General features: G+C 62.7%; 14 protein-coding genes. 3 read left to right on the top strand and 11 right to left on the bottom strand.

What is annotated here, in order from left to right; translation table 11 throughout:
- Positions 1–64: 64 nt before the first annotated feature.
- Together C8K44_RS11045 and C8K44_RS11040 are read right to left on the bottom strand one after the other, a co-directional pair.
- Positions 65–682, bottom strand: a complete 618-nt coding sequence (locus C8K44_RS11045) for a ribonuclease D (RefSeq protein ID WP_109575840.1) — start codon at positions 680–682, stop codon at positions 65–67.
- A 76-nt stretch (positions 683–758) separates the two neighbouring features.
- The gene (locus tag C8K44_RS11040; protein ID WP_109575839.1) at positions 759–2,147 is read right to left on the bottom strand and encodes a dipeptidase; all 1,389 of its coding nucleotides are present in this window, start codon (positions 2,145–2,147) and stop codon (positions 759–761) included.
- Between the two features lie 832 nt (positions 2,148–2,979).
- Between C8K44_RS11040 and polA the strand changes: the two genes are divergently transcribed.
- Positions 2,980–5,964 carry a DNA polymerase I gene (gene polA / locus C8K44_RS11035; protein ID WP_109575838.1) on the top strand — a complete coding sequence of 995 codons (2,985 nt, stop codon included), beginning with the start codon at positions 2,980–2,982 and terminating at the stop codon, positions 5,962–5,964.
- Position 5,965: 1 nt separating this feature from the next.
- On the top strand, positions 5,966–6,595 hold the full coding sequence (locus tag C8K44_RS11030; RefSeq protein WP_109575837.1) for a LysE family translocator: 630 nt from the start codon (positions 5,966–5,968) through the stop codon (positions 6,593–6,595).
- Between the two features lie 3 nt (positions 6,596–6,598).
- On the opposite strand, the gene C8K44_RS11025 is transcribed toward C8K44_RS11030, so the two are convergent.
- From C8K44_RS11025 to C8K44_RS10990, 8 genes are all read right to left on the bottom strand, one after another.
- Positions 6,599–7,012 (bottom strand): Fur family transcriptional regulator, encoded by a 414-nt coding sequence (locus tag C8K44_RS11025; protein WP_109575987.1) that lies wholly within the window; start codon positions 7,010–7,012, stop codon positions 6,599–6,601.
- 175 nt (positions 7,013–7,187) lie between these two features.
- The gene (gene mgrA, locus C8K44_RS11020) at positions 7,188–8,240 is read right to left on the bottom strand and encodes an L-glyceraldehyde 3-phosphate reductase (RefSeq protein ID WP_109575836.1); all 1,053 of its coding nucleotides are present in this window, start codon (positions 8,238–8,240) and stop codon (positions 7,188–7,190) included.
- A gap of 57 nt (positions 8,241–8,297) precedes the next feature.
- Entirely contained in the window at positions 8,298–9,440 is a 1,143-nt protein-coding gene (locus C8K44_RS11015) for a Gfo/Idh/MocA family oxidoreductase (protein WP_109575835.1), read from the bottom strand.
- 11 nt (positions 9,441–9,451) lie between these two features.
- Positions 9,452–10,198: a sugar phosphate isomerase/epimerase gene (locus C8K44_RS11010; RefSeq protein ID WP_109575834.1), complete on the bottom strand. Its 747-nt coding sequence runs from the start codon at positions 10,196–10,198 to the stop codon at positions 9,452–9,454.
- A 24-nt stretch (positions 10,199–10,222) separates the two neighbouring features.
- The gene (locus C8K44_RS11005) at positions 10,223–11,305 is read right to left on the bottom strand and encodes an ABC transporter ATP-binding protein (protein WP_109575833.1); all 1,083 of its coding nucleotides are present in this window, start codon (positions 11,303–11,305) and stop codon (positions 10,223–10,225) included.
- 4 nt (positions 11,306–11,309) lie between these two features.
- A complete protein-coding gene (locus tag C8K44_RS11000; RefSeq protein WP_199227072.1) occupies positions 11,310–12,263 on the bottom strand; it encodes a carbohydrate ABC transporter permease in 954 nt (317 codons plus the stop codon).
- The gene (locus tag C8K44_RS10995) at positions 12,256–13,158 is read right to left on the bottom strand and encodes a sugar ABC transporter permease (RefSeq protein ID WP_109575832.1); all 903 of its coding nucleotides are present in this window, start codon (positions 13,156–13,158) and stop codon (positions 12,256–12,258) included. Before C8K44_RS10995 ends, C8K44_RS11000 begins: the two co-directional genes overlap by 8 nt.
- Before the next feature lie 129 nt (positions 13,159–13,287).
- Complete coding sequence (locus tag C8K44_RS10990; RefSeq protein ID WP_109575831.1) at positions 13,288–14,517, bottom strand: ABC transporter substrate-binding protein; 1,230 nt, start codon at positions 14,515–14,517, stop codon at positions 13,288–13,290.
- A 372-nt stretch (positions 14,518–14,889) separates the two neighbouring features.
- Between C8K44_RS10990 and C8K44_RS10985 the strand changes: the two genes are divergently transcribed.
- Positions 14,890–15,951 carry a LacI family transcriptional regulator gene (locus C8K44_RS10985; protein ID WP_109575830.1) on the top strand — a complete coding sequence of 354 codons (1,062 nt, stop codon included), beginning with the start codon at positions 14,890–14,892 and terminating at the stop codon, positions 15,949–15,951.
- Here the strand turns inward: C8K44_RS10985 and gndA are convergent.
- Positions 15,939–17,366 carry an NADP-dependent phosphogluconate dehydrogenase gene (gndA, locus tag C8K44_RS10980; RefSeq protein ID WP_109575829.1) on the bottom strand — a complete coding sequence of 476 codons (1,428 nt, stop codon included), beginning with the start codon at positions 17,364–17,366 and terminating at the stop codon, positions 15,939–15,941. The genes C8K44_RS10985 and gndA overlap by 13 nt on opposite strands.
- Positions 17,367–17,485 lie beyond the last annotated feature (119 nt).

Raw genomic sequence — 17,485 nt, 5'->3', positions numbered from 1 at the left:
ACATTCGAAAGCCGGAACCGGCTTTCGAGGTAAAAACTGCGCAATTTCAACGGGCTGGAAAATCTCAGCTATGGGCGAAGATGTCGTCTTCGTCCCAACCCATCAGGTCGAGCTTGGCGCGCGTGGGAAGGAAGCGGAAGCAGGCCTCTGCCTCCTTGGTGCGTCCGTCGCGTTCAAGCCGACCGGCCAGCACGTCGCGCAGGCGGTGCAAATAGAGCACGTCGGAGGCGGCGTATTCCAGCTGCTCGGGCGACAGCGTCTCGGCCGCCCAGTCGGACGACTGCTGCTGCTTTGACAGGCTGACGCCCAGAAGCTCGTTGCAAATGTCCTTGAGACCGTGGCGATCGGTGTAGGTGCGGGTCAGGCGCGAGGCGATCTTGGTGCAGAACACCGGCTCGGCCATCACGCCGAAGGCATTGTGCATGACGGCGATGTCGAAGCGCCCGAAATGAAACAGCTTGGTGATCTTGCGGTTCTTGAGCAGGCTTACGAGGTTCGGTGCCTTCTTCTGCCCCGGCGCGATCTGGATCACATCGGCGGTGCCATCGCCCGGTGAAATTTGCACGACGCAGAGGCGATCGCGATGGGGGTTCAGCCCCAGGGTCTCGGTGTCGATGGCGACCGCGTCGACATTGTAGTTGGTAAGGTCAGGCAGGTCGTTCTTGTGGAAGCGGATGGTCATGGTCTTCTCCGATCGCGGCTTGGCTCGTCCTCGCCGCGATCGGATGAAAAATCAACAGAAAGTTGATGTTAGGTGGTCACGAACGGGTCAGCGCCTCAAGAATGCGGGCCCAGGAGCGTTGGCCCTTGTGGAACGAGGTCAGGTCGTACTTCTCGTTGGGAGAATGGATGCGGTCATCGGCAAGCGCGAAGCCGACCAGCAGCGATTCCATGCCGAGATAAGTCTGGAAGTCGCCGACGATCGGGATCGAGCCACCCATGGCGATCATAACCGTCTGCTTCGACCACTCATCCGACAGCGCGTCTTTGGCATTTGCCAGGAAGGGCGACTCGTAAGACAGCTGTATTGCCGGCGAGCCGCCATGCTCATGGAACTCGACGGTGCAATCGGCGGGGACGCGCGCCCGCACGAAATCGCGGAAGGCTGAACGGATCTTTTCGGGATCCTGCTTGTGGACGAGACGGAACGATACTTTCGCCGAGGCTTCCGCCGCGATCACCGTCTTGAAGCCCTTGCCAGTATAGCCGCCGATGATGCCGTTGAACTCGGCCGTCGGGCGCGCCCAGACCAGCTCGAGCACCGAGCGTCCCTTTTCGCCCGACGGAATCGACAGGCCAACTTCGCCGAGGAACTTTTCGGCCGTCTCGCCAAGTGTTTCCCACGACTTCAAGATCTGGGAGGGCGTTTCTTCGACGCCGTCATAGAAGCCGGGAATGGTGACACGGCCGGTCTCATCGTGGATATCGGCCAAGACCTTGGCCAGGATGCGCACCGGGTTGGCGGCGGCACCGCCATACTCGCCCGAGTGCAGATCGCGATCGGCGGCGTGAACCGTGATCTCCTCGCCGACCAATCCGCGCAGCGCAGTCGTGATCGCCGGCGTTTCGCGGTCCCACATGCCGGTATCGCAGACCATGGCAAAATCGGCCTTGAGTTCTTCGGCATTGGCATCGAGGAACGGCTTGAGCGATGGCGAGCCGGACTCTTCTTCACCTTCAAACAGCAGCGTGATCGTGCACGGCAGGCCGCCATGCACTTCTTTCCAGGCGCGGCAGGCCTCAACGAACAACATCAGCTGGCCCTTGTCGTCGGACGACCCGCGACCGGTGATGACCTTGCGCCCCGGCTCCAGCTCCTTGATCTTGGGGTCGAACGGATCGCTCTCCCACAGGTCCAGCGGATCGACCGGCTGGACGTCGTAGTGACCGTAAAACAGCACATGCGGCGAGCCGGCCGGGCCGTCATGATGGGCAACGACCATCGGGTGGCCCGGTGTGTCGCGGACGCTGGCGTCGAAGCCGATGGTCCTGAGGTCCTTGACCAGCCATTCGGCGGCCTTGCGGCAATCGCCGGCAAAGGCAGGATCGGTGGAGATCGACTTGATGCGAAGCAGGCCGAAAAGGCGCTCCAGGGACTGGTCGAGGTTCTTGTCGAGACGGTCGAGAACGGGCGCGAGGGCGGTCATTTTTGTGCCTTTCGATTCTTCTGGGGCGCAACCTAGTGACCACAGACGAAAACGAAAAGCCGGCACGATTAGGCCAGCGACCAACGATGGAAATGCATGCCGTAGCGGGATGAAAAAGTGCCGCCGTGGTGGAGGGGTAGCCACGGCGGCACATCTTTAAACGGTGCGGCAGCCCGGAGAGGGGGATGAGGCTGCCGCAGGGTCCGGATAGGCGGGGGACGGGCCTGAGACCGGACTTCGGCAAAAACTGCCGATGCCTACTATTTGTTCCCTTGAACGTGGCGATTCAAGGGCACGAAGATTACACTTTTGTAACATGACCGTGATTGAACCCATCGCATGGCCCCAGCCCTTGGCCTGCTTGCTCATGTATTCGATGATCCGTAGGCGATCCGCGATCAAATCCGTCGGAACGAATTCGTCGGCGACGACAAATGCTATGGGCCAAATCTTTCCAATGATACCGACTGCAAGATCAACCGATTAATTGATCAAAATCCGTATGCCGCCAATCTGAGGATAATTCTCGTGTGAGATTAATTTAGACGTAAAACGTTCTTGGGACATCGCTCCTGGATAGCCATTTTTTCAGCTTGTCGAACTAAGATACTTGGGCATAATCTGCCATCGACCATCGATCTTTCCCGTTTACGCAAATCGGTGAAGAGCCTCCGCCAAATGGCAGGGTTGAGCCGGGCAAAAACCGCAGCTGGCCTCTCCAGGCAGGCTCAGCGGCGTCGGTGACCGCAGACTATCAACGACTTGTCAGTAGACGGCGGCAAGGCCTGCTTGACCATGGACAGCCGGCCTGTGCCAAGCTACCCGTATCGCCATGAAAAAAGGCGATCATCTCTTCCTTGTCGACGGCTCCGGCTACATCTTCCGCGCCTATCACGCGCTGCCGCCGCTGACACGCAAGTCGGACGGCCTGCCGGTCGGCGCGGTATCGGGTTTCTGCAACATGTTGTGGAAACTGATGCTCGACGCGCGCAACACCGATGCCGGTGTCGTGCCGACCCATTTCGCCGTCATCTTCGACTATTCTTCGAAGACCTTCCGCAACGAACTCTACCCAGAATACAAGGCCAATCGCTCGGCGCCGCCGGAAGACCTGATCCCGCAATTTGGCCTCATCCGCCAGGCGACCAAGGCCTTCGAGCTGCCCTGCATCGAGATGGAAGGTTTTGAGGCCGACGATTTGATCGCAACCTACGCCAGGCTCGCCTGCGAAGCCGGCGCCGACACCACCATCGTTTCGTCCGACAAGGATCTGATGCAACTCGTCGGCCCCACCGTGTCGATGTACGACCCGATGAAGGATCGCCAGATCAACATTCCCGAGGTCATCGAGAAGTGGGGCGTGCCACCCGAAAAGATGATCGACCTGCAGGCCCTGACCGGCGATTCCGTCGACAACGTGCCGGGCGTACCCGGAATCGGACCGAAGACGGCGGCCCAACTGCTCGAGCAGTTCGGCGATCTCGACACGCTGCTCGCCCGAGCCTCAGAGATCAAGCAGGACAAAAGGCGCCAGTCGATCATCGACAACGCCGACAAGGCACGCATTTCGCGCGAGCTGGTGCGGCTGAAGAACGACGTGCCGGTGACCGATGGGCTCGCCGATTTCGAGCTGCAGCCGCCCAATGGGCCGAAGCTGATCGGTTTCCTCAAGACGATGGAATTCACCTCGCTGACCAGGCGCGTGGCCGATGCCACCGGCACTGAGGCCGGCGAGATCGAGGCAGTGCCCGTCACCGTGCAGTGGGGCGCCGATGCGCATGGGCCGGATGTCGGCTCGGGCGCCGCACCGGCCAAGCCGGCCGCAGCGCCTGCCGCAGCCCGAAACGGTGGCAACACTGCAGCTGTCGCCGCCCCAACTGCCGCTCCCATTGACAGCGCAAGCACCGGCCTCGATACGCCAACCGGCCTCGCCAACAAGATCGCCGAAGCGGCGGTGGCGCAGAAATTCGACCACGCCGCCTATGTCACCATCCGTGATCTCGCGACGCTGAAGGCCTGGGTCGCCGAGGCCACCGAGGCCGGGGTCGTGGCCTTCGACACCGAGACCAATTCACTCGACCCGATGCAGGCCGAACTGGTCGGCTTTTCGTTCGCCACCGCACCGGGCCGTGCCGCCTATGTACCGCTTGCCCACAAGAGCGGGCGCGGCGACCTTTTGGGCGGCGGGCTGGTCGAGAACCAGATTCCGGTGCGCGACGCCATCGCCGTGTTCAAGCCGCTGCTCGAAGATGCTTCCGTGCTGAAGATCGCGCATAACCTGAAATACGACCTGGTGGTGATGAACCGCCACGGCATCGACATCAGGTCTTTCGACGACACGATGCTTTTGTCTTACGTGCTCGACGGCGGCACCAATGGCGGCCACGGCATGGACCCGCTGTCGGAGAAATGGCTCGGCCACACGCCAATCCCGTTCAGGGACGTCGCCGGTTCGGGCAAGAGCTTCGTCGGCTTTGACCAGGTCGACATCGACAAGGCGACCGCCTACGCCGCCGAGGACGCTGACGTGACACTGCGCCTGTGGCACGTGCTCAAGCCGCGCCTCGCCGCCAAGGGACTGACATCGGTCTACGAAAGGCTGGAACGCCCGCTGGTGCCGGTGCTGGCACGGATGGAGCAGCGTGGCATCTCCGTCGACAGGCAGATCCTGTCGCGCCTTTCGGGCGAACTCGCACAGGGTGCGGCGCGCCTTGAGGACGAGATCAACACGCTTGCCGGCGAGCGCTTCAACATCGGCTCGCCCAAGCAGCTCGGCGACATCCTGTTCGGCCGCATGGGCCTGCCAGGCGGCACCAAGACCAAGACCGGCCAATGGTCGACCTCGGCCCAGGTGCTCGAAGACCTCGCCGCCGAAGGCCACGAACTGCCGCGCAAGATCGTCGACTGGCGCCAGTTGACCAAGCTCAAATCGACCTACACCGACGCGCTCCCGGGCTTCATCAACTCCGAGACCAAGCGCGTCCACACCTCCTACGCCCTCGCTGCCACCACCACCGGCCGGCTCTCGTCGTCGGATCCGAACCTGCAGAACATCCCGATCCGCACCGCGGAAGGGCGCAAGATCCGCACCGCCTTCATCGCCGACAAGGGCAACAAGCTGATCTCGGCCGACTACAGCCAGATCGAGCTGCGCGTGCTCGCCCATGTCGCCGACATCGGCCAGCTCAAGCAGGCTTTCGCCGACGGCGTCGACATCCATGCGATGACCGCGTCGGAGATGTTCTCCGTGCCGGTGGCAGGCATGCCATCGGAAGTGCGCCGCCGCGCCAAGGCGATCAACTTCGGCATCATCTACGGCATCTCGGCCTTTGGCCTCGCCAACCAGCTGTCGATCCCGCGCGAGGAAGCTTCCGACTACATCAAGAAGTATTTCGAGCGCTTCCCCGGCATCCGCGCCTATATGGACGAGACCAAGGCGTTCTGCCGCGACAACGGCTATGTCGAGACCATCTTCGGCCGCCGCATCCACTATCCGGAAATCCGCTCGTCCAATCCGTCGGTGCGCGCCTTCAACGAGCGGGCCTCGATCAATGCGCGCCTTCAGGGCACCGCCGCCGACATCATCCGCCGTGCCATGATCCGCATGGAAGACGCCCTTGTCGCCGCCAACCTGTCGGCACGCATGCTGTTGCAAGTGCACGACGAATTGATCTTCGAGACCGTAGAGGGCGAAGTCGCTGCGACCATCCCGGTCGTGCGCCACGTGATGGAAAATGCCGCCATGCCGGCGGCGTCGATGTCGGTGCCGCTGCATGTCGACGCCAACGCCGCCGACAGCTGGGACGAGGCGCACTGAGATGGAGGGCGCAACGTCGTCGAGCCTGTCGACGTTGCTGTCCTTCGGGCTGACGGCCCTCATCATCGAGCTGACGCCGGGGCCGAACATGACCTACCTAGCGCTGGTATCTGCCAGCGAGGGCCGGCGCGCCGGTTTCGCCACCGTGGCCGGCATCGCGCTCGGTCTGGCCACCATCGGCATCGTAGCTGCCCTGGGCGTCACCGAACTGATCCAGGCTTCGGACCTGCTCTATGAGGGGCTGCGCTGGGCCGGCGTGCTGTTTCTGCTCTATCTGGCATGGGAAGGCTGGAAAGGCGGCGGCGAGGCCGTCGCAAACGACACCGACGCCGACCGGCGCTATTTTACGCGCGGGCTCGTCACCAACCTGCTCAATCCTAAGGCTGCGGTCTTCTATGTCGCCGTGCTGCCGACCTTCATCGTCGCTGAACGGCCGGTATTGGCGCAGACAATCACGCTGACGGCGATCTATGTGGCGGTCGCAACCGCTGTCCATGCGCTGATCGTCGTGCTTGCGAGCCGGCTTGAGCCGCTTCTCAACGACGTGCGCATCGAAAAGATCGCACGACGCATACTTTCGGCGCTGCTGGCGGCTGTGGCGATCTGGTTCGCGTTTTCGACGGCGCGGTAAAACTTACGCGGCGAGCGCTGCGCATTTGGCGCAGGTTCCACGGAACTCGATGACCGCTTTCTTGGCAACGAAACCGGTCGAGCCGACCCAATGATCGAGCTGGTTGCCGATCGTTTCATCCGAGATTTCGGTGACCTGGCCGCAGGTGTCGCAGATGACGAAGGCCGTCATGCGGTGGTTGTGGTGGCTATGGTCGTGCGGCTCCGAGCAGGCGACAAAGGCGTTCAGGCTTTCGAGGCGATGGACGAATCCGTCCTTCATCAACCCTTCAAGAGCACGGTAGACCTGCAGCGGCGCGCGAAAACCCTGGTCGCGCAACTGGTCGAGCAGCGTGTAGGCGCTGAGAGGGCCTGTCGCCGCTTCGAGTTTCTCCAGAACCTTCTGCTGGTTCTTCGTCAGCGTAACCCGCGCCGCCATCTTTCTTTTTTCACCTTCCTCGGCCCGGCCGATGCCCGGACGGAACAATCCATCGCCTTAGATGGCGACTGGACAAGGGTTTTGCTAGCGCGTCCGGCCGGCAAAGACAATCTGCCCCAATAGCAACCGGCGGGAACTCCCGCCGCCTGCACGTTCGGGGTTTTGGCGTGCCCGCTTATTTCTTCTGCCGCGCCGGACCTTCGCGCTCGGACGAGCGGGCCCAAAGGTTGATGTCGGCCTCGCGGGCGTAGGTGTCGATCTCGGCCAGTTCGGCCTCGGTGAAGGTCGCGTTCTTCAGGGCGCCGACACAATCCTCGACCTGCTCGGGACGGCTTGCCCCGATCAGCGCCGAAGTCACGCGGCCGCCGCGCAGCACCCATGCCAGCGCCATCTGCGCCAGTGTCTGGCCGCGACGTTCGGCGATGCCGTTCAGCGCGCGGATGTTGGCGAGGTTCTTGTCGTTGAGGAAGGCCGGGCGCAGCGACTTGCCCTGCGAGGCGCGGCTGCCTTCCGGCACGCCCTGCAGGTACTTGCCGGTCAACATGCCCTGCGCCAGCGGCGAGAACACGATCGAGCCAATGCCAAGCCCGTCGAGCGCATCGAGCAGGCCGTCATCCTCGACCCAGCGGTTGATCAGCGAATAGCTCGGCTGGTGGATCAGGCATGGCGTGCCGAGTTGCCTCAGGATGTCGGCGGCTTCGCGGGTGCGCTGGGCATTGTAGGAAGAGATGCCGGCGTAAAGCGCCTTGCCCGAGCGTACGGCGTGGTCGAGCGCACCCATCGTTTCTTCGAGTGGCGTGTCCGGGTCGAAGCGGTGGGAATAGAATATGTCGACATAGTCGAGCCCCATGCGCTTCAGGCTCTGGTCGAGGCTCGCCAGCACATATTTGCGGCTGCCCCACTCGCCATACGGTCCCGGCCACATGTCGTAGCCGGCCTTGGTCGAGATGATCATCTCGTCGCGCAACCCGGCGAAATCGGTGCGCAATATTTCGCCGAACGCCGTCTCGGCCGAGCCGGGCGGCGGGCCGTAGTTGTTGGCGAGGTCGAAATGGGTGATGCCGAGGTCGAAGGCCTTCTGGCAGATGGCGCGCTTGGTCTTGTGCGGGGTGTCCTCGCCGAAATTATGCCACAGGCCGAGCGACATCGCCGGCAGCTTGAGGCCCGATCTGCCGCAGCGGTTGTAGACCATGTTTTCGTAGCGATTGGCGGCCGGCTGCCAGGTCATGATGCTGTCCTCGGAGAATAGGGGAATCGGCGCTTGAAGCCGTCCCCCTCCCTTAGCCTATTTCGCTGGCGCCAGCAGCCCCCTTGCTGCTGCTGGCCCAAGTGCCTCCGGCCGCTCGCAGGTCGTCTGCATCTCGACAAACTTCTTCGTCTCGCCCGATTTCAGGATACCGGTCATGACGTCGATGACATGATTGGCGAGTTCCAGCGAGCAGCGGTGCGGCCTGCCCTGCATGATCGCCAGCGCCATGTCGGCAAGGCCGGCCGTACGATAATTGGCCATCATGCCGTGGTCGTGCTTCTCGTTGGGCACGCCGAACGGATGCTCCCACTTGGGCAGCGACTTCACCGGCTTGTTACCCTTGGTGTAGCGCAATTCGCCGCCGAAGAAATTCGGATCCGGCATGTGGATCGTGCCGGCCTCGCCATAAAGTTCCATCGGCGAATGACCGTTTTCCCAGACATCCCAGCTGGCATTGAAGGTGAAGACAGCGCCGTTTTCAAACTCCATCAGCGCCAGGATCGTCGTCGGCGTCGTCACCGGGATCTTTTCGCCAGCGCGAGGCTTGGACGAGATAGTGCGCTCCTTTGCCGGGATCGACGACAGTGCTGCCACGCGCTTCACTGGCCCGATCAGCTGGATGAGATTGGCGATGTAATAGGGGCCGAGATCGAGGATCGGCCCGCCTCCCGGCTGGAAGAAGAAATCGGGATTGGGGTGCCAGTGCTCCATGCCGTGGCTCATCACATGGCAGGTGCCCGAGGTGATCTTGCCGAGCTTGCCGGTATCGATCAGGTGGCGCGCCAGCTGGTGGGAGCCGCCCAGGAACGTGTCGGGCGCCGAACCGATGCGCACGCCCTTCTTGTCCGCGCGCTTCTTGAGGTCGAGGCCATCCTTGATCGCCAGAACGAACGGCTTTTCCGAGTAGACATGCTTGCCGGCGTCGATCGCCTGCCTGGAAACCTCGTAATGCACCGCCGGAACGGTCAGGTTGACGACGATGTCGATGTCCTTTGACGCCAGCAGCCCTTCGACCGTTTCGGCGCGCAGCTTGAACTCCTTCGCCCTTGCCTTGGCCGCGCCCATGTTGATGTCGGCGCAGGCCCGCATCTCGATGCCCTTGAATTCCGGCGCGCGCGAAAAATAGGTCTTCGAGATGTTGCCGCAGCCAATCACCCCGACGCCGAGTTTCCTTGCCATATGATGTTCCCCTAGAAGGTCTGGGCGGCAGCGATCGACCGACGCGCGAAGCGTTCGAAATCGGCCGGATTGTCGTGTTCCATGATGAAATATTTAGCCGGCGTGTTCTTGCGCAGCGCCGTCACCAGCCCGGCCCAATCCACCGTGCCGTGGCCGACATCGGACCAACCGTCCTCGTTGGCCGCCTCGCCATGCGGGGCAATGTCCTTGACGTGTACCGCCATGATGCGCGGGCCGAATTCCTCGATCCAGTGCAGCGGATCGGAGCCGCCACGGATCACCCAGGCGACGTCCATTTCCCAGCCGATCTCGGGGGCGGCCTCGAAGACCAGGCGCTGGGGCATGGACCCATATTTGAAGGGCACGAACTCGAAGTCATGGTTGTGCCAGGCAAAGTCGAATCCGGCCTTGCGAGCGGTGTCGCCAATGCGCGCCAGCCTGCGCCCGAAATCGCGCCAGCCCTCCGCATCGGCCGGACGCTCCGCCGCCTCGAGATAGGGGCAGGCGATGAGCTTCATGCCAAGAGTGGTGGCGATGTCCGCGGCGCGGCCAAAATCCTTTTCGAGCAGGTCGATGCCGAAATGGCCGCTCGGCATGGTGAGGCCGTTCTTGTCGAGCTCGGCGCGAAATGCCTGCGGGTTCTCGTAGACCCCACCAAAGCCCTCGACCTCGCTATAGCCGAGCCCGGCAAGCATCTCGAGCACGCTTTCCCAAGGTTGGAAGTTGCGGGCGCTGTAGAGTTGGAATGACCAGTCCATGTTCTTTGTCCGGTTGGGTTGATGTCAGATACGGTTGCCGCTTTGGCCGTCAAACAGCGAGGCACGCGCCGGGTCGAAGCCGATGCGGAGCCGGTCGCCCGAGTGCAGCTGGCGTTCGGCTTCGACGCGGAAGGCAAAGCTCTGGCCGCCAAGCCGCGTCCAGACCAGCGTGTCCGAGCCCATCGGCTCGACGATCTCGACCGCAGCGTCGGTGGCGAAGGGCATGGCGCCTGCCGCCTCCCCAATCGCTACGTGCTCGGGGCGGATGCCGAACACAGCCTTGCCGCCCGTCGCCTTGCCATCGAAGCCGTAGCGGTCGAGGGGGATCCTTGCTCCGGCAACGGCGAATGCAGGCTTCGAACCTGCCTCGACCTCACCGTCGAGGAAATTCATGCCAGGCGAGCCTAGGAAACCGGCAACGAAGCGGTTGACCGGGCGGTTGTAGATCACCTGCGGTGCGTCGAGCTGCTGGATCACGCCGCCCTTCATGACGGCGATGCGGTCGGCCAGCGTCATCGCCTCGATCTGGTCATGGGTGACGTAGATCATGGTGTTGGCGAGCTTCTGGTGCAGCCGCTTGATCTCGACGCGCAGTTCCGAGCGCAGCTTGGCATCGAGATTGGACAGCGGTTCGTCGAACAGGAACACGTCGACATCGCGCACCAGCGCCCGGCCGATCGCCACGCGCTGGCGCTGCCCGCCCGAAAGGGCCGCCGGCTTGCGCTTGAGCAGCGGCTCGATCTGCAGGATCTCGGCGGCGCGGGCGACACGGCTCGCGATCTCGTCCTTGGCCATGCCCGCCGTCTTCAGCCCGAAAGACAGGTTTCCTTCCACCGTCATCTGCGGATAAAGCGCGTAGGACTGGAACACCATGCCGATGCCCCGGTCCTTGGGCTCTTCCCAGGTGACGTTCTTGCCGTTGATGAAGATCTGCCCTTCCGACACGTCGAGCAGGCCGGCGATGCAATTGAGCAAAGTCGACTTGCCGCAGCCCGACGGGCCGAGCAGCACCAGGAACTCGCCCTCCGGCACATTGAGATTGAGCGCTTTCAGCACATCGAAGGCGCCGAAATTGAGCGAGACATCGCGGACGACAACGCTGGTCATCGCTTCACCCCTTGACCGCGCCGGCGGCGATGCCGCGGACGAAAAGCTTGCCGGAGACGAAGTAGATGACGAGCGGGACCAGCCCGGTCAGCAGGGTTGCTGCCATGTTGACGTTGTACTCCTTCACGCCCTGCACGGCGTTGACGATGTTGTTGAGCTGGACCGTCATCGGGTAGGTGTCGGGCTTGGTGTAGACGACGCCGAACAGGAAATCGTTCCAGATGCCGGTCACCTGCAGGATGATCGCCACCACGAAGATCGGCAGCGACATCGGCAACATGATCCTGAGATAGATGGTCCAGAAGCCGGCGCCATCGACACGTGCCGCCTTGAACAGCTCCTCCGGCAGCGAGGCGAAATAGTTGCGGAACAAAAGCGTCAGGATCGGCATGCCGAAGATGCAGTGCACCAGCACCAGCCCCCACAGCGAGCCGTAGAGCCCGATTTCGCGCAACACGATGACGATCGGATAAAGCATCACCTGGTAGGGAATGAAGGCGCCGATCACGAGGATGGTGAAGAAGATGTCGGCGCCCTTGAAGCGCCAGTTGGCGAGCGCATAGCCATTGACCGAAGCAATGGCTATCGACAGGAACACCGAAGGCACGGTGATGCGTACAGAGTTCCAGAAACCCCGGCTGAGACCGTCGCAATTAAGCCCGGTGCAGGCGCTCGACCACGCCTTGACCCAGGGTTCGAACGTGATCTCCATCGGCGGCGAGAAGATGTTGCCGAGACGTATTTCCGGCATGCCCTTCAGCGACGTCACCACCATCACGTAGAGCGGCAGCAGATAGTAGATCGCGACGACGGCAAGCGTGCCGTAGATGAATATGTTGCGGCGCGAGAATGCGCGGCGCGGTCTTGGCCCGCTCGGTCCGGCAAAGTCACCGGCGCGGCCTGCCGGGGCGGCGGCGGCCGCCATGTCTGGAGTGGCGCGAAGGACGTGATCAACCATGACGCCGCTTGCTCCCGAATTCGAGATAGGCCCACGGAACGACAACGATGATCACCGACAACAACATCATAGTCGAGGCGGCAAAACCCTGACCGAGGTTCTGCGCCAGGAACATGTAGTTGTAGACATACTTGGCCGGCACTTCCGACGCGATGCCGGGACCGCCGCTGGTCTGCGCCACGACGAGGTCGTAGACCTTGACGATTCCGCTGGCGATGATGACCAGCGTGGTGACCAGCACCGGGCGCATCATCGGGATGATGATGAAGACATAGGTCTTCCAGGTCGGGATGCCGTCGACGCGCGCGGCCTTCCAGATCTCGCCGTCGATGCCGCGCAGGCCCGCCAGCATCAGGCACATGATCAGGCCGGTGCCTTGCCAAAGGCCGGCTATGAGGATGCCGTAGATCACGATGTCGGCGTCGTAGAGCGGGTCGAAGGTGAAGCTTTGCCAGCCGAGATTGCGCACGACTTGCTGGATGCCGAAGCTCGGATTGAGGATCCACTGCCAGGCAAGCCCGGTGACGATGAACGACAGCGCGAATGGATACAGGAAGATCGTGCGGAACGTGTTTTCGAAGCGGATCTTCTGGTCCATCAGCGCGGCCAGCAAAAAACCGATGACCAGCGAAAAGACGAGAGAAAAGACACCGTAGATGGCGAGATTCTCGACCGCCATCAGCCAGCGTGGCGTCGCCCATAGCCGCTCATATTGTTCGAGACCGACAAAGGTCGCGCGGGGCAGAAGCTTGGAGTTGGTGAAGGAGTAGAACACGGTCCAGGCCGTGCCACCGACGAAGATGACCAGCGCGGTCAGGATCATCGGGATCGACGCGATCTTGGCGCTCAGGTTTCGAAACAACCGGCTCTGCCGGCCCGCCTCAACAGGGGTCATCGGTCGGGTTCCATGGTGCTTGGACAATCTGCCGGTCCCTCCCCTCAAGGGACCGGCAGAGCGCCGCTGTCTGCTGTCGCATCAGAACGAGGTCCACCCACCCCGGACGGAGCCGGGGCGTCTATCGTTCTAGTCCGCAGCGGCGATGATTTCGGCGAAGCGCTTCTGCGCGTCCGCCGGCGTCAGTTGCTTGTTGGCGAAGAACTCGACGAACAGGTCGTTGACCTGGGTGACCGAGTCCGCCGACATAAGCTGGTCCGGGGCGGCGATGATGTTGCCCTTGGCCAGGATTTCGAGGCCCTTCTTCATGCAGTCGTTGGCCGCCTTCAGATCGATATCGCCGCGAACCGGCAGCGAGCCTTTCTTGAGGTTGAATGCGACCTGCGTTGCCGGCGAAAGCATCTCCGAAGCAAGCACCTCCTGCGCCTTGGCCTTTTCGGGATCGGTCTGCTTGGGGAAATAGAAGGCATCCCCGCCGGTCGAGATGATCTCGTTGACGCCGAGCCCGGGCAGGCAGGTGTAGTCCTTGCCGGCAGTCTGGCCGGCGATCTGGAATTCGCCCTGCGCCCAGTCGCCCATGATCTGCCCGCCGGCCTTGCCGTTGATGACCAGCGCCGTCGCCTGGTTCCATTCCTGGACGTTGGATTTCGCCGACATCTGGCGCGCCTGGTCGGCGGCGGCGAAGACCTTGGCCATTTCGGGACCGCCTGCCAAAGCCGCGTCCTTGTCGCCGAACACCTTCTGGAATGTTTCAGGCCCGGCGAGCGCCACGAGGATCACCTGGAAGGCGAGTGTGGTCTGCCACGGCTGCTGGCCCAGCGCGAGCGGCACGATGCCGGCCTTTTCGAGCGCCGGAGCCGCCGCCACGAACTCGTCCCAGTTCTTCGGCACGGCCACGCCTGCGTCGGCGAAGGCCTTGTTGGATAGCCAGAGCCATTGCTGCGAATGGATGTTGACCGGCACGCAATAGATCTTGCCGTCCAAAGTGCAGCCGTCGAGCAGGCTCTTGGGATGTATGAAGTTGGCCCAGCCTTCCTTGGCGGCAAGGTCGGTAAGGTCGCGCATCAGTCCGGCCTGGACGAGTTCCTCCGCCTGGCGGCCGTGGTTGAACTGGGTCGCGCCCATCGGATCGCCGCCGGTGATGCGCCCAATCATGACGGGGCGGGCAACGTCGCCCGAGCCGGCGATTGCGCCGTCCACCCATTTGTTGCCGGTGGCGTCGAACGCCTTGGCGAATTCGGCAACCGCCGCGGCCTCGCCGCCGGAGGTCCACCAGTGCGTCACTTCGAGATCTGTCGCGGAAGCCAAGCCGGTGGCTCCAAGCGCGACCCCCGCCGCCAATGCAGCGGTCGTCAGCATATAACGCATCGTACTCCTCCCTGAATCTGAAACGTTACAGATACGGAGGTTAAGCGAAGTCTGGAGATCGCGCAATGGCAGGCACCAGCGGCAGAACGAATTTATTCGCGTCTCGAACTAAAGCAGCCAACGGCCGAGCCGCAGAAAATGCCTTGAATTCCGCCGCAATGCAGCATTTTCGGCACAATTTTCCAACCGAATCAATGGCAGCCAAGCATGCTGCGGCGCACGATGCCAAGCCAGTCCAGCCGAAAAGGCAGCATGGATTTTTAATCGATCCGATTCAATCTGTAACGTTACAGTTCTTGCCGGAGGCCCTTGCAAGGTTCATGATGCAAATGCGATATGCGCCGAGCGAGGGACACGGCGGGCATGGCCATGAACGACAAGACACCGCCAGACGAAGGTGTGGAGCAAGCCAACGGCGGCGAGGCCAATCCGCCGACGCTGAAAACCATTGCCTTCATGACCGGCCTGGGCGTCACCACCGTTTCACGCGCGCTGAAGGACGCGCCGGAAATCGGTGCAGCGACCAGGCAGCGCGTGCAGCTTGTTGCGCGCCAGATCGGCTACCGGCCCAATCGCGCCGGCGTACGCTTGAGAACCGGCAAGACCAACGTCATCAGCCTCGTGCTCGACACCGAGGAGCAGGTCGGCGGCTTTGTCTCGGACCTCATCTACGGCATCTCGGAGGCGCTGGCGCAGACACCTTATCACCTCGTCGTCACACCTTATTCGCGCAACAACGACCCGCTTGAACCGGTGCGTTATGTCGTCGACACGGCTTCCGCCGACGGGGTCATCATTTCGCGCACCGAACCCGACGACAAGCGCGTGCGCTACATGAGCGAGCGTGGCATGCCCTTTGCCACGCATGGCCGCACGCATATGGGCATCGATCATGCGTTCCACGATTTCGACAACTATGCCTACTCGGTCGAAGCGGTGAAGAAGCTTGCGGCCCTCGGGCGCAAGCGGCTGGCGCTGCTCGCCCCACCCTCCAGTCTCAGCTACTATCACCACATGCGCGATGGCTTCGCCGATGCGCTGATGGAGCACGGCTTGAGCGAAGTGCCCTTCCCGACCGCGACCGTCGATCACTCGATCGAAGACATCCGCAAGCTTACCGCCGATCTGATGCGCCGGCCCAACCGTCCCGACGGCTTCGTCAGCGGTGCGGGTGCCGGCACGTTCGCCCTGGTCGCCGGTGTCGAGGACGCCGGCTTCAAGCTTGGCCAGGACATCGACATCGTTTCCAAGCAGTCGTCAAAGCTGCTGCACCTGCTTCGGCCGCAGCTCTATGTGGTCAACGAAGATGTGCGTTTGGCCGGCGCGGAACTCGCCCGCGCCGTGATTGGTCGCATCGCCGGCCGCGACATCGCCTCGCTGCAGAGCCTCAGCACGCCAAGTGCCGTCGAAGCCTACGACGCCTGATTGCCACTGCCCCACGGACCGTGGAACGCGCCTGGCGCATCGATGCGCTCGAAGCCATGCGCCCCGAAGAAGTCACGCTGCGCCTGCGTCAGGTCGGTCGAGCCACGGCCCTGTCGGTAGCCGTCGAAATAAGCAAGCGCCGACGATAGTGCCGGCACCGGAAGTCCGGCTTCGGCAGCGCGGGCTACGATGCGCCTCAGCGAAGGATGCGCCTTGCCCATCATTTCGACGAAGGCCGGCACCATCAGGAGGTTGGTCGAAGCGTCGGCCTTGCCGAAAGCCTCGGCAATGGTGTCGAGGAACTGCGAACGGATGATGCAGCCCGCGCGCCAGATCTTGGCGATCGTCGGCATCGGCAGGTTCCAGCCGAATTCCCTGGAGGCTGCAGCCATGACCGCAAAACCCTGCGCATAGGCAGCGATCTTGCCGGCGAACAATGCAAGCTCGAGATCGCCAAGCACCTCATCCTTGCTGCCCGTAAACTTGAGCGTGTTGGCGCCATAAGCCTTTTCCGCAGCCAGCCGCTCGTCCTTCATCGACGACATCACGCGGGCTGCCACCGCAGCCTCGATGGCGGTCGCGGGAACGCCGAGTTGCTGCGCCTCGATCACCGACCATTTGCCGGTGCCTTTCTGGCCGGCGCGGTCGAGGATGATGTCGACCACCGGGCGTCCGGTCTTGGGATCGTCGGCTTCGAGAACGGATGCGGTAATCTCGATGAGATAGGATTCAAGACGGCCCTTGTTCCAGCCGGCAAATACCGGGGCGATCTCCTTCGGCTTCATGCCGAGACCGTCGCGCAGGATGCCGTAGATCTCGGCGATCATCTGCATGTCGGCATATTCGATGCCGTTGTGGATGGTCTTGACGAAGTGGCCGGCACCGTCGGTGCCGAGCCAGGCCGCACAGGGCTCGCCCTTGAATTTCGCCGAGATCGCGGTCAGCACGCCCTCGACACGCTTGTAGGACTCCGGGGTGCCGCCGACCATGATCGAAGGTCCATGGCGCGCGCCCTCCTCGCCGCCCGAAACGCCCATGCCGATGAAGGTCAGGCCCGAACCCTCGAGTTCCTTGAAGCGGCGCATGGTGTCGCGGAAATTGGCGTTGCCGGCGTCGATGATGATGTCGTTGGCCGACATGACGCCGCGCAGGGCCGCGATCTGTTCATCGACAGGGGTTCCCGCCAGCACCATGATGATGACGGGGCGCGGCGGGCGGATGGCTGCGGTCAGTTCCTCGATCGACGCGCAGGGCACGACCATGTCGCGGAGCGCACCGGCGGATTCGACAAACGCTTGCGTGCGGGCCGGCGTGCGGTTGAAGACGGCAATACGGTGGCCTTTTTCGGCGATGTTGAGCGCCAGGTTCGAGCCCATCGTGCCCAATCCGATCAGTCCGATTTCGGCTTTTTCCATGATCGCTATCCTGTCTGCTGATTTCACGTGCCTGAGGCGGCGGCATGATTGACCGCCCCCGGGCCAAGGTCAACTCGCGGCCCGGCGCGCATCTGTGTGTTGCCGATCAACTCGTCGTG

It is taken from the genome of Aminobacter sp. AP02 (genome assembly GCF_003148805.1).
Lineage (GTDB): Bacteria > Pseudomonadota > Alphaproteobacteria > Rhizobiales > Rhizobiaceae > Aminobacter.
The sequence above is the reverse complement of the archived record's forward strand: the minus strand, read 5'-3'. Positions and strand labels throughout refer to the sequence as shown.

What these genes read in the sequence shown, in the direction of transcription:
- C8K44_RS11045 (WP_109575840.1), bottom strand. Translation starts at nt 682, where the DNA reads ATGACCATCCGCTTCCACAAGAACGACCTGCCTGACCTTACCAACTAC.
- C8K44_RS11040 (WP_109575839.1), bottom strand. Translation starts at nt 2,147, where the DNA reads ATGACCGCCCTCGCGCCCGTTCTCGACCGTCTCGACAAGAACCTCGAC.
- polA (WP_109575838.1), top strand. Translation starts at nt 2,980, where the DNA reads ATGAAAAAAGGCGATCATCTCTTCCTTGTCGACGGCTCCGGCTACATC.
- C8K44_RS11030 (WP_109575837.1), top strand. Translation starts at nt 5,966, where the DNA reads ATGGAGGGCGCAACGTCGTCGAGCCTGTCGACGTTGCTGTCCTTCGGG.
- C8K44_RS11025 (WP_109575987.1), bottom strand. Translation starts at nt 7,012, where the DNA reads ATGGCGGCGCGGGTTACGCTGACGAAGAACCAGCAGAAGGTTCTGGAG.
- mgrA (WP_109575836.1), bottom strand. Translation starts at nt 8,240, where the DNA reads ATGACCTGGCAGCCGGCCGCCAATCGCTACGAAAACATGGTCTACAAC.
- C8K44_RS11015 (WP_109575835.1), bottom strand. Translation starts at nt 9,440, where the DNA reads ATGGCAAGGAAACTCGGCGTCGGGGTGATTGGCTGCGGCAACATCTCG.
- C8K44_RS11010 (WP_109575834.1), bottom strand. Translation starts at nt 10,198, where the DNA reads ATGGACTGGTCATTCCAACTCTACAGCGCCCGCAACTTCCAACCTTGG.
- C8K44_RS11005 (WP_109575833.1), bottom strand. Translation starts at nt 11,305, where the DNA reads ATGACCAGCGTTGTCGTCCGCGATGTCTCGCTCAATTTCGGCGCCTTC.
- C8K44_RS11000 (WP_199227072.1), bottom strand. Translation starts at nt 12,263, where the DNA reads ATGGTTGATCACGTCCTTCGCGCCACTCCAGACATGGCGGCCGCCGCC.
- C8K44_RS10995 (WP_109575832.1), bottom strand. Translation starts at nt 13,158, where the DNA reads ATGACCCCTGTTGAGGCGGGCCGGCAGAGCCGGTTGTTTCGAAACCTG.
- C8K44_RS10990 (WP_109575831.1), bottom strand. Translation starts at nt 14,517, where the DNA reads ATGCTGACGACCGCTGCATTGGCGGCGGGGGTCGCGCTTGGAGCCACC.
- C8K44_RS10985 (WP_109575830.1), top strand. Translation starts at nt 14,890, where the DNA reads ATGGCCATGAACGACAAGACACCGCCAGACGAAGGTGTGGAGCAAGCC.
- gndA (WP_109575829.1), bottom strand. Translation starts at nt 17,366, where the DNA reads ATGGAAAAAGCCGAAATCGGACTGATCGGATTGGGCACGATGGGCTCG.